This window comes from Allobosea sp. CS1GBMeth4 (genome assembly GCF_900185715.1).
In the GTDB taxonomy this organism is placed as follows: Bacteria; Pseudomonadota; Alphaproteobacteria; order Rhizobiales; family Beijerinckiaceae; genus Allobosea.
The window spans coordinates 117,487-129,271 of sequence record NZ_FYAS01000002.1 but is presented as its reverse complement, the minus strand read 5'-3'; the positions used below and the strand labels follow the sequence as shown (position 1 = coordinate 129,271).

Annotated in this window: 10 protein-coding genes; 8 read left to right on the top strand and 2 right to left on the bottom strand. The window is 68.5% G+C overall.

Annotated elements, in window-relative coordinates:
- The first annotated feature begins 23 nt into the window (after positions 1–23).
- From CS1GBM4_RS00640 to CS1GBM4_RS00605, 8 genes are all read left to right on the top strand, one after another.
- Entirely contained in the window at positions 24–848 is an 825-nt protein-coding gene (locus CS1GBM4_RS00640) for a creatininase family protein (RefSeq protein WP_244606986.1), read from the top strand.
- Between the two features lie 70 nt (positions 849–918).
- Complete coding sequence (locus CS1GBM4_RS00635; RefSeq protein ID WP_186416750.1) at positions 919–1,974, top strand: extracellular solute-binding protein; 1,056 nt, start codon at positions 919–921, stop codon at positions 1,972–1,974.
- Between the two features lie 14 nt (positions 1,975–1,988).
- The gene (locus tag CS1GBM4_RS00630; protein ID WP_186416749.1) at positions 1,989–3,044 is read left to right on the top strand and encodes an ABC transporter ATP-binding protein; all 1,056 of its coding nucleotides are present in this window, start codon (positions 1,989–1,991) and stop codon (positions 3,042–3,044) included.
- A complete protein-coding gene (locus tag CS1GBM4_RS00625; protein ID WP_186416748.1) occupies positions 3,041–3,880 on the top strand; it encodes an ABC transporter permease in 840 nt (279 codons plus the stop codon). The genes CS1GBM4_RS00630 and CS1GBM4_RS00625 overlap by 4 nt, the downstream gene beginning before the upstream one ends.
- On the top strand, positions 3,877–4,665 hold the full coding sequence (locus tag CS1GBM4_RS00620; protein WP_186416747.1) for an ABC transporter permease: 789 nt from the start codon (positions 3,877–3,879) through the stop codon (positions 4,663–4,665). Before CS1GBM4_RS00625 ends, CS1GBM4_RS00620 begins: the two co-directional genes overlap by 4 nt.
- Positions 4,666–4,674: 9 nt before the next feature.
- Positions 4,675–5,352, top strand: coding sequence for an RraA family protein (locus CS1GBM4_RS00615; protein ID WP_186416746.1), 678 nt, complete (start codon positions 4,675–4,677; stop codon positions 5,350–5,352).
- Positions 5,353–5,438: 86 nt separating this feature from the next.
- Complete coding sequence (gene ggt / locus CS1GBM4_RS00610; protein ID WP_186416880.1) at positions 5,439–7,040, top strand: gamma-glutamyltransferase; 1,602 nt, start codon at positions 5,439–5,441, stop codon at positions 7,038–7,040.
- Positions 7,041–7,064: 24 nt separating this feature from the next.
- Positions 7,065–8,030: a 2-hydroxyacid dehydrogenase gene (locus CS1GBM4_RS00605; protein ID WP_186416745.1), complete on the top strand. Its 966-nt coding sequence runs from the start codon at positions 7,065–7,067 to the stop codon at positions 8,028–8,030.
- 82 nt (positions 8,031–8,112) lie between these two features.
- Here CS1GBM4_RS00605 and CS1GBM4_RS00600 read toward each other — a convergent pair whose 3' ends face one another.
- Both CS1GBM4_RS00600 and CS1GBM4_RS00595 read right to left on the bottom strand, forming a co-directional pair.
- Positions 8,113–9,717 carry a hydantoinase B/oxoprolinase family protein gene (locus tag CS1GBM4_RS00600; RefSeq protein WP_186416744.1) on the bottom strand — a complete coding sequence of 535 codons (1,605 nt, stop codon included), beginning with the start codon at positions 9,715–9,717 and terminating at the stop codon, positions 8,113–8,115.
- Positions 9,717–11,768 carry a hydantoinase/oxoprolinase family protein gene (locus CS1GBM4_RS00595; RefSeq protein WP_186416743.1) on the bottom strand — a complete coding sequence of 684 codons (2,052 nt, stop codon included), beginning with the start codon at positions 11,766–11,768 and terminating at the stop codon, positions 9,717–9,719. The genes CS1GBM4_RS00600 and CS1GBM4_RS00595 overlap by 1 nt, the downstream gene beginning before the upstream one ends.
- Positions 11,769–11,785: the final 17 nt, after the last annotated feature.

Genomic DNA, 11,785 nt, shown 5'->3' with positions numbered 1-11,785 from the left:
ACCAGCCTGACAGGAACCACACCATGGCTGCCAAGACCGATCCCCTTGTCCATATGGGCACGATCTCCGGGGGCGAAGCCCGCGAGATCCTGAAAGGCAATCCCGTCATCCTGCTGCCGATGGGCAGCCATGAGGACCAGGGTCCGCATGCGCCGATGGGCGACTATCTGCTGGCCGAGAAGATCGCCGAGCTCGCCGCCATTCACGCCACAAGGGCCGGCACGCGCACGCTCGTCGCCCCCGTCCTGCCCTTCGGCGGCGCCGACTGGTTCGGCTCGATGACCGGCGGCATCGCGATCTCGCAGGCGACGCTGACCACCGTCATCGCCGAGATGGTCGACTCGCTGCATCGCAACGGTCTGACCCGGCTCATCGTCATCAACGGTCATGGCGGCAATGTCGGGCCGATTTCCGAGGTGGCACGCGAGCTTTATCTGCGCGAGCAGATGGTGCTGCCGAGCCTCTACCTCTGGCGCATAGGCTATGGGCTGCTGCCGTCGATCGTCGGCGCGGAGAAGGCTGCCGCCGTCTCCGGCCATGGCGCCGACCCGCTGACCTCGATCGGGCTGCATCTCTTCCCGGAACTGATCCGCAAGGACCTGATCCCGGAGGGCAAGCCGCTCAAGCGCGATCCGGTCCTCGACCTGCCCTTCACGGGGCTCGGGACGGCCTCCTTCGAAGGCGCCGAGGTCGCGATGCCGAACGAATATGACGAGGTCTACAATCTCGGCGTCGCCAAGGGCGATCCGAAGCTCTGCTCGGCCGAGACCGGGGCGGCGCTGACCGAGAAGCTGACCGAGATCTGCGCCCGCTTCATCGTGCATTTCGCCGGCAAGGTCGAAGCCTGAGGCCCAGTTCGCCCATCGCAATCCGGCGGCGCGGCGCGCCGCCGATCCAGCAATCAGCAGGAGCTGCCCCATGCCCACACGTCGTCTCGTCCTTCAGGCCGGCCTCGCGACCGTGGCTGCGCCTGCGCTGGTGCGCGCGCAATCGAGCCTCAGCGGCACGATCACGCTGATGTCCTATGCCGGCATCTTCCAGGACAACTACACCAAGGCAGTGGTCGAGCCGTTCCAGCAGGCGCATCCGGGCGTGAAGGTCAACTACGTGCCAGGCGGCACGTCGGCCCAGATGGTCGGCAGCGCTCGCGCCCAGAAGGCCGACCCACAGGTCGACGTCACGATCATGGACGTGACGACGTCGAGCATCGGCAACAGCGAAGGGCTGTTCGAGAAGCTCACCCCCGCCGAGTTCCCGGTGCTGAACGAGCTCCTGCCCGAGGCGCGCGCCGCCGGCGGCGACTATGGCCCGGCCGTGACCTTCGATCATCTCGTGCTGGTCTACGACGCGGCGCTGCAGCCGCCGCTGGCCAAGCTCGCCGATCTCTGGCGGCCTGATCTCAAGGGCCTGCTCGCCGTGTCCGCCCCCCCGAACATCCAGGGGCTGGCGCTCACCGCCATGGTCGAAAAGATGGAAGGCGGCGACCATCGCAAATCGATCGACGCCGCGATCAGAAAGCTCAAGGCGCTCGCCCCCTCCGTGAGCACCTTCGAGCCGAACCCGGACGGCTATTCGCTGATCCTCAATGGCGTGGTGAAGGTCGCGACCGGCTGGAATGCACGTTCGCAGCTCTATGCCGACCAGACCGGCGGCAAGATCGCCGCGCTGCTGCCGCCCGAAGGCTCGGTCTTCCAGATCAACACGATCAACCTGACCGCAGGCTCGAAGAACCGCGCGGCGGCCGCAGCCTTCGTCAACTATGCGCTGTCGCAGCCGGCACAGAAGGCCTTCACCGAGCGAATGTTCTACGCGCCGACCAACGGCAAGGCGCAGATCGACCCCAAGGCGATCGCACGCACCGCCGCCGCGCCGGAAAGCCGCGCCCGGATGATCGATCTCGACTGGAACGAGGTGCTCAAGGTGCGCGACCAGTGGAACAATCGCTGGCGCCGCGAGGTGGTGGCGGCGCGCTGAGCAGAACCGGACCGATGAGCTATCTCGAACTCTCCGGGCTGCAGAAGCGCTACCGTGACGCCGTCGCGGTCGACGACGTTTCGCTGTCCGTCGAGAAGGGCGAGGCCGTCGCGCTGCTCGGCCCCTCCGGCTGCGGCAAGACGACGACGCTGCGCATGCTCGCCGGCCTCGTCGATCCCGATCGCGGCGCGATCCGCCTGGACGGCGCCGAGGTCACCAGGCTGCCGGCGCACAAGCGCAACATGGGCTATGTCTTTCAGTCCTATGCGCTGTTCCCGCATCTCTCCGTTGCGCGCAATGTCGGCTTCGGCCTGGAGGAACGCCGAGTCGCCAAGGCTGAAATCGCCCGGCGTGTCGTGGAGGCGCTGGCAATGGTCAGGCTCTCGGGACTCGATCAGCGCCGTCCACGCGAGCTTTCGGGCGGCCAGCAGCAGCGCGTGGCGCTGGCCCGCTCGCTCGTGATCCGGCCCTCGGTGCTGCTGCTCGACGAGTCGCTCTCCAATCTCGACGCCAAACTGCGCGACACGATGCGTCACGAGATCCGCTCGATCCAACGCTCGCTCGGCATCACCACGCTCTTCGTCACCCATGACCAGGTCGAGGCGCTGACGATGTGCGACCGGATCGCGGTGATGCATCGCGGTCGAATCGCGCAGATCGGCTCTCCCGAGGACATCTATGAACGGCCGGCGACACGTTTCGTCGCCGAGTTCGTCGGCCGCGCCAATGCCCTGCCGGCGACGCGCGATGCCGAGGGGCGCGTCGTCCTCTGGGGCGAAAGGCTCCCCGTCGCCGCGCCCGCCGGTGGCGAGTTCGACCTGTTCGTGCGCCCCCAGCGCATCCGCATCCTGCCGATCTCGGAACCTGTCGCGGACGGCATGGCGCGCGTGACCGGCAAGGTGCTGCGCAGCGTCTTCGTCGGCGACCATGTCGAGGTTCTCGTCGAGGGCGCCGCCGGCCAGATCCAGGTCGAGCTGCAATCGGGCACGGCCCTGCCGCAGGAGGGCGCCGAGGTCGCGCTCGTCTGGCGGGCGCGCGACACGCTGCCTTTCCCGCGCGAGACCGCATGAGCGACGCCCGTCTCAAATGGCTGCTTCTGCCCGCCGGCCTGTTCGTCCTGGCCGTCTATGCCTGGCCGACGCTCGGCCTGTTCCGCAACGCCTTCAACGAGACCGGCCCGACCGGCGCCATGGTCGAGACCTGGTCGCTCAAGACCACGGCCGAGGTGCTCGCGGACAGCTTCACCTTCGAGCTGACGCTGAATTCGCTCTGGCTCTCGCTGAGCGCGACGCTGCTTGCACTCGCGCTGTCCTATCCGGTCGCGCTCTTCCTGTTCCGTACCAATTCACGCTTTCGCGGCCTGCTCGCGGTGGTCGCGATCATGCCGATGCTGATCTCCGGCGTGGTACGCGTCTTCGGCTGGCTCGCCATCCTCGGCGATCGCGGCCTCGTCAATTCGCTGGCGCAGTCGTTCGGCCTGATCACCGCGCCGATGAAGCTCGTCTTCAACTGGACCGGCGTCACCATCGGGCTGGCCGAGAGCATCATGCCCTACATGATCCTGGCCCTGCTCGCCGGCTTCGGTCAGCTCGACCGGACGCTCGAAGAAGCCTCGCGCTCGCTCGGCGCCACCCCGATGCGGACCTTCCTGCGGGTGACGCTGCCGCTGAGCCTGCCGGCATTGGCGCTCGCCGCTGGGCTCGGCTTCGTGCTGTCGATGTCGGCCTATATCACGCCGAAACTGCTCGGCGGCGGCCGCGTCTTCGTGCTGGCGACCGAGATCTTCGAGCAGGCGACGACCAACACCAACTGGCCGGTGGCCTCGGTGCTGGCGATCTACACGCTCGTCCTGCTGCTCCTGCTGCTCGCCGCCTCCAACCTCGCGGCGCGGGGGCTGAAGCGATGAACGGAGCCGGACGCGTCCTCTCCAGCCTCGCGGGCCTCGTCTATGCGCTGATCCTGGCGCCGATCGCGATCGTCGTCGCGCTCGCCTTCTCGGCGGACAATTTCATCCTGTTCCCGCCCTCGGGCTATTCGCTGCGCTGGTTCAGGGCGCTGGGCGCGCATGGGCCGCTGCTCTCGGCGCTCTGGCTCAGCGTCCAGATCGCCAGCGTGGTCACGGTGCTCTCGCTCGTCATCGGCGTGCCCGCCGCGCTGGCGCTGGCCAAGGGGCGCTTTTCGGGGCGTGACGCGCTGACGAACTTCTTTCTCGCGCCGCTCCTCCTGCCGACGCTGATCACGGGTCTCGCCCTGCTGCTGTTCTTCACGCCGCTGCGGCTGACCGCGACGCTGCCCGGCCTCGTGCTGGGGCACATGACGGTCACCGTGCCCTTCGTCATCCGGATGATGACGACGGCGTTCTCGACATTGCCCGACGATATCGAGGCGGCTGCGGCGACGCTGGGTGCCGAGCCGTGGCGTGTGGTCCGGCGGGTGACGTTGCCGCTGGTGACGCCCGGCCTGATCGCCTGCGCCTGCCTGTGCTTCCTGCTCTCCTTCGACGAGACGGTGATCTCGCTCTTCCTGTCGGGCCCGCGCGCCGCGACCCTGCCGGTCGAGATGGTGCGCTATGTCGAAGGCCGCACCGACCCGCTCGTCGCGGCGCTCTCGGTCGTGCTGATCGTCGCGACGCTGATCGTCGTCATCATCGTGGAACGTCTCGTCGGCATCGCGCGCGCCGTCGGAAAATAGGAGATTCCCATGCCCGATTACCGCATCGCCCCGATGCCGGAACAGCTGCCGGCCGCGCTTGTCGAGAAACTGCAGAAGGTCGAGACCGCGACCATCGGCCATTCCCGGCACTGGGGCTTCATGGATCGTGGCATCCAGCCTTTGCTGCGCGGCAAGCGCATCGCGGCCGCGGCCGTGACGCTCGCCATTCCTGGCCAGGATTCCACGCTGCTGCACCACGCGCTCGGCCTGCTGCGGCCGGGCGACATCCTCGTCGTCGACCGGCTCGGCGACGACAAGCATGCCTGCTGGGGCGGCGGCGTCACCGTCGCGGCGAAGGCGGCCGGCGCGATCGGCGGCATCGTCGACGGCCCCTGCACCGACCTGACCGAGATCGAAGACTCGGATTTCCCGATGTGGTGCCGCGGCATGTCGCCGATCACGACCCGGCTCTACAATCTCGGCGGAACGCTCAACCTGCCGATCTCCTGCGGCAATGTTCCCGTCAAAGCCGGCGACGTCATCCTGGCGGATGAGTCCGGCGTGCTGGTGCTGCCGCGCGACGAGGCGGAGGCGATCGCCGACGCCGCCATCGCCCGGCAGGAGCGCGGCGAACGCAACCAGGAGCGGGTGAAGGCCGGCGAGAAGCTCGGCGACATCTCGGGCGCGACCAGGATGGTGCTCGACGCGCTCAAGCAGAACGGCTGAGGAACAGGCCCGTGAACGCGATCCCCCCTGTGCCGCGGCTGGCCCCGTTCACCTGCGAGAAGCGGCCGGCCACCGGCTCGCGCGGGATGGTGGTGACCAACCACCCGCTCGCTTCGGCGGCGGGCTCGCAGATGCTGCTTGCGGGCGGCAACGCAGTCGATGCCGCCGTCGCCTCGCTCTTTGCGCTGACCGTCGTGGAGCCCATGATGGTCGGCATCCTCGGCGGCGGCGTCGCGCATGTCCGCATGGCGGATGGCCGCCATGTCGTCCTCGACGGGCTCTCGACCGCGCCGCTCCAGGCGACGCCCGACATGTATGACTGCCTCTCCGACGAGGTCGGCCGGCAGCGGGACGTGCGCGACCGGCTCAACGTCGTCGGGCCGAAGGCGGTCGCGGTCCCCGGCGCACTGGCCGGCTGGTGCGAGGCGCTTTCGCGCTTCGGCACGCTCTCGCTGGAGGAGGTGCTGCAACCGGCGATCGCCTTGGCCGAACGCGGCTTCGTCACCACGCCCTATCTCTCCAACTGCATCACCGACAATGTCGCCGATCTCGGGCGCGATCCCGGGCTCTCGGCGCTGCTGCTGGCGGGAGGCAAGGCGATCGAACCCGGCACGCGGCTCGTTCAGGCCGACTATGCCGCAAGTCTGCGCCTGATCGCCAGACAGGGTCCAGCCGCGCTCTATGACGGCCCGCTCGGCAAGGCGCTGACGGATTTCATGGCGGCGAGCGGGGGCTTGATCGCGCAGGCCGACCTGTCCGCCTACAAGGTCGCGACGCGCGAGCCCGTGCGTGGCAGCTATCGCGGCCATGAGATCGTCGGCCCGCCGCCGCCCTCCTCCTCGGGCGTGCACATCGTCCAGATGCTCAACATCCTCGAGGGCTACGACATCGGCTCCCTCGGCTTCGGCTCGGCGGATGCGGTGCATCTTCTGGCGGAAGCGCTCAAGATCGCCTTCGCGGACAGGGCCGTCGCCACCGCCGACCCCGCCTTCATCAAGGTTCCGGTCGAGCGGCTCGTCGACAAGGCCTATGCGGCCGAGCGGCGCGCTCTGATCGCGATGGACCGAGCCAAAGCCTGGAGCGCCGGGCTCTCCGGCGGCGAATCTGCCGACACGACCCATGTCACGGTCGCCGATGCCCATGGCAATGTCGTCGCCGCGACCCAGACGATCAACGGGCTCTTCGGCGCCTGCACGCAGATCCCCGGCACGGGGATGCTGACCAACAACTACATGTTCAATTTCGACCCGCATCCCGGCCGCGCCCTGTCGATCGCGCCCGGCAAGCGCGTCTTCACCTCGATGGCGCCGATGATGGTGCTGCGCGACGGCAAGCTCGCCTTCGCCCTCGGACTGCCCGGGGCTCTGCGCATCTTTCCCTCCGCCCTGCAGGCGATCGTCAACCTGATCGACCATGGCATGAGCCTTCAGGAAGCGGTCGAGGCGCCGCGTGTCTGGACCGAGGGCGGCGTGCTCGAGCTCGAGTCCGCGATCCCGGACAGCGTCGCGGACGAACTCACGGCGCGCGGCCACAGGATCCTGCGCATGCCGCGCATCGCTGGCGGCATGAACGCCATCGCCGTCAACCCGGACGGCACGCTGACAGGAGCGGCCTGCTGGCGCGCCGACGGCACCCCCGTCGGGATATCCGGCGGGCTCGCGCGCGAAGGCGTGCGCTTCACCATCTGACCCTTTGCCACCGGATCCCTGATCATGCCCGAAACCATCGTGCTCCTCGACATGACCGCCCCCGAGCGCGCCGAGAAGCTGCGCGCGCTGCTGCCGCCCGGCTTCGTGCTGACCCACGGCACGGCGCGCGGCGACGCACACATGAAGGAGATCATTGCCGGGGCCGACTACGCGATTTCCGGCCAGGTCGGCGTTTCGGCCGATGTGCTGCGCGCGGCCAGGAAGCTGAAGCTGCTGCATAAATGGGGCGTCGGCGTCGACAATATCGACGTCGCGGCGGCGAAAGAGCTCGGCATCAAGGTTGCCAGGACCACGGGCAGCAACGCCGTGCCGGTCGCCGAGTTCGCGCTCGGCCTGACGCTCGCCGCGTTGCGCTTCATCGGCTATGGCCACGCCGAACTGAAAAAGGGCCATTGGCGCACCGGGCACATGCCGGGCGACACCTACACGCTTTCGGGCAAGACGGTCGGCATTGTCGGCTTCGGCGCCATCGGCAAGAACGTCGCCAGGCTGCTCAAGGGCTTCGGCTGCACCATCCTCTATGCGAAGCGCCAACCGCTCGACGCCGCGGAAGAGGCGGCGCTCGGCGTCAGGCACGCTTCGATGGCGGAGCTTCTGGCGCAGTCCGACGTCGTCTCGCTGCATTGCCCGCTCACGCCGGAGACCACCAATCTGATCGATGCCGCCGCCTTCCGGACGATGAAGAAGACGGCCGTGCTGGTGAATGTCGCCCGCGGCGGCGTCGTCAACGAGGCCGACCTGGTCGTGGCCCTGCGCGCGAAGGAGATCGCAGGCGCGGCGATGGATGTCTTCTCCGTCGAGCCGCTGCCCGCCGACAGCGAATTGCTCACGCTCGACAACCTCGTCGTGACGCCGCATCTCGCCGCCATGGCCGCCGACAATTTCGCGCCCACCGTCAAGCGGATGTTCGCCAATATCGAGCACGTCTCCCGCGGCGAGCCGGTGCCGCCGCTCGACCTCGTAGTGTGAACTTTGCCACCTGCCGTGGGCACCTGGTTCCTCGTCGTGGTCGGCACACAAGCCCGACCATGACGATCCGCCGCCGGCCGGCTCAAACCCGACCCTCGGCAAGGTCCCGCGCCCGCGCCTCCGGGCTGCGTTCGGAGGCCGGGCCATAGCCGCCGGCGCCGGGCGTGATGATCTCGACGATCTGCCCGGCTTCCAGCGCGCCGTCGCCCTTGACGAAGGGCTCGACGCCCTCGCTGAAGGCGAAGGAGCCGCCCTGCCCCGGCCCGCCACCGGCAATGCCCCAGGGCTGCGACGTCAGCCGTGAATTGTCGAGGTTGAGTCGGCAAGGCGCTTCGGCTCTGTAGACACGGCGCAAGCCCATGCCTCCGCGCTGGCGGCCCAGCCCGCCCGAGCCGTCGACCAGCTCATAGCGCAGGAGCGTGAGCGGATACTCGACCTCGAGCGCCTCGACCGGCAGGTTCGAGGTGTTGGTCATATGGACATGGACGCCGTCGAGACCGTCCTTGGTCGCGCGCGCGCCGCTGCCGCCGCCGATCGTCTCCAGATAGACCCAGAGATCGCCGCTGCCGGGCTGCGCCCCCATGAAGGTCGCCGCGGCGACCGCGCCCGAGCACGCCGCGATGACGCGCTCGGGGACGGCCTGGGCGAGTGCGCCATGGATGAGGTCGACGACACGCTGGCAGGACGCGATGCGTCCGTTCACCGCCGCCGGATGGACGCAGTTGAGCACCGTCCCTTGCGTGGCGGCGACGGTGAGCGGCCGCGCCAGGCCTGCATTGGGCGGGATCGTCGGGTCGGCGACCGTCTTGACGGCGTAGTACACCGTCGAGAGCAGCGCGGTGTAGACCATGTTGAAGCCGGTGCGCATCTGCGGCGGCGAGTCGAAAGCGAGCGTCATCTGCTCGCCTGCGACGGTGATCTCGACCGAGAATTTCAGCGGCTCGTCGATCTCCGGATTGTCGAAGGAATCCTCGAAGCGATAGACGCCGTCGGGAATCGAGGCGATGCCGGCGCGCATCTTGCGCTCGGCATAATCCTGCAGCGCCCTGCCGGCGGCGAGGACGGTCGAGCGGCCGTATTTGTCGCAGAGCGCGCGAACGCGCTCGACGCCGAGCCGGTTCGCCGCCATCTGGGCGCGCAGATCCGAAAGACGCTCGCGCGGGACCTGGCAGTTGAGCAGGATCAGTTCCTGCACGTCCTTCATCAGCACCCCGCCGTCATAGAGCCGGATCGGCGGGATGCGGAGACCCTCCTGATAGATATGGGCGTGGCCGCGATCGGCGAAATCGGAATGATGGGCCGTGTTGACGGCCCAGGCGACCATCTCTCCGTCATGGAAGATCGGCTCGGCCAGGACGATGTCGGGCAGATGCGTGCCGCCGCCCTCATAGGCGTCGTTGCCGATGAAGACGTCGCCGGGCTTCATCTCGGCGATGGCATGGCGTTTCAGGATATGCGGGATGATGCCGATGAACGAGCCGAGATGCATCGGAATATGCTCGGCCTGGCAGAGGGTGTCGCCCCCGACGTCGAAGAGCGCCGTCGAGCAGTCGCGGCGCTCCTTGATGTTGGTGGAGTAGCTCGCCCTGACCAGCGCCTCGCCCATCTCCTCGGTGATCGAGGCGAAGGCGGAGCCGATGACCTCGACGGTGATCGGATCGACGGCGACGGATGCGGTCGCGTTCATCACGGCGTCTCCAGGATCAGGTTGAGATAGGGCTCGACACGGGCGGTCATGCCGGGCAGCAGCACCGTGGTCGCGTCCATCTGCTCGATGATCGCCGGCCCTTCGATCAGGTTGCCCGATTTCAGCGCGTCGCGGTCATAGATCGGGCAATCGACGAAGCCCCCCGCCTCCGGGAACCAGACCTCGCGCCGGCCGACGAGGGCGGCGGAGGCATCCGGCCCGGCATCGGGCTGCGGCCGGAACTCGGCCTTCGGCACGAAGCCGATCGCCTCGACGCGGTAGGTGACGAGTTGCACCGCCTCGCCCTCGGCAATGAAGCCGTAGAGCCGCCTGTGCGCCTCGGCGAAGCCCTCAGCGAGAGCAGCGATCGTCCCGGCCGTGATCGCCCCTTCCGGCAGGTCGATGGCGAGTTCGTAGTTCTGACCATGATAGCGCAGATCGGCGGTGCGCCTGACCCTGCGATCGGCGGGGGCAACCTTCTCCTCGGCGAACCAGTGCTCGGCCTGGGCTTCGAGACCGGCGAAGACCTCGGCCATGTCGCCGACGAGCCCGTCACCGAGCGTCGCCAGGCGCGTCGTCGCGAAATTGGCGCGCAGATCGGTGAGCAGCAGGCCGAGCGCGCAGCCGATCCCGGGATTGCGCGGCACGATGATGCGCTTCATCTCCAGCTCGCGCGCGAGACGGGCGGCGTGAAGCGGCCCCGCCCCGCCGAAGGCGACCAGCGCGTAATCCCGCGGATCATGGCCGCGCTGGACGCTGATGACGCGAATGGCCTTGGCCATGTTGGCGGTGACGACCGAGATGATGCCCTGCGCCGTCGCCATCAGGTCGAGGCCGAGCTTGTCGGCGATGCGGCCGATCGCCTGCCGCGAGAGCGACTGGTCGATCGGCATGCGCCCGCCGAGCAGATGCGTCGGGTTCAGCGTCTGAAGCACGACATTGGCGTCGGTGACGGCCGGTTCAGTGCTGCCGCGGCCGTAGCAGACCGGGCCTGGGTCGGCGCCGGCGCTGCGCGGCCCGACCTTGAGCAGGCCGCCCGAATCGATCGCCGCGATCGAGCCACCGCCGGCGCCGACCGTGTGGATGTCGAGCATCGGCGCCTTGATCGGATAGCCGTGGACGATCGCGTCGCTGGCGAGCTTGGCCTCGCCCTTGCGCAGCAGCGCGACGTCGGACGAGGTGCCGCCCATGTCGAAGGTGATCAGGTTCGCGATCCCGGTCATCGCGCCGATCGCCTGCGCCGCAACGACGCCGGTCGAAGGCCCCGACAGCACGGTCCGCACCGGCAGGCGCGCAGCCATGTCGAAACCGATGACACCGCCATTGGATTGCGTCAGATGCGGCGTCGCGGTGACGCCGAGGTCCTCCAGCCGCCCGGCGAGGCGCTGGATGTAGCCTTGCATGACCGGGCCGAGATAGGCGTTCACCACCGCCGTCGAGATGCGTTCATATTCGCGGAATTCCGGCGCGACCTCATGCGAGGTGCAGATGAAGGCCTCGGGGAATTCCTCGGCCACGATGCGCCGCGCGATATCCTCATGCTCGGGGCGGACGAAGCCGTAGAGAAAACCGATCGCGACCGCCTTGACGCCGGCCGCCTTGAGGGCGCGCGCCGCCTGGCGCACGCCGTCTTCGTCGAGCGGGGTTTCGACCGAGCCGTCATGGCGGACGCGCTCGGCGACGCCGAAGCGCAGGTCGCGGGTGACGAGCGGCGCGGGCTTGTCGGCCTGGAGGTCGTAGAGATCCGGGCGCTTCTGGCGGCCGATCTCGATCAGGTCGCGGAAGCCGTCGGTCGTGATGAGACCCGTCCTGACGCCGCGATGCTGGATCAGGGCGTTGGTGCCGACCGTCGTGCCATGGCCGAAATAGACGACCTCGCTCGGCCTGGCGCCGACGCGTTCGCAGCCCTCCTGCGTGCCGAGCGCGATGGCGCGGGACGGATCGTCCGGCGTCGAGGGCACCTTCCAGACCGCGACCTGGCCGCTGGCATCGTCGAAGAGGCAGACATCGGTGAAGGTCCCCCCGGAATCGATCCCGATACGCCAGGCCATGATCCCCAATCCTCCCG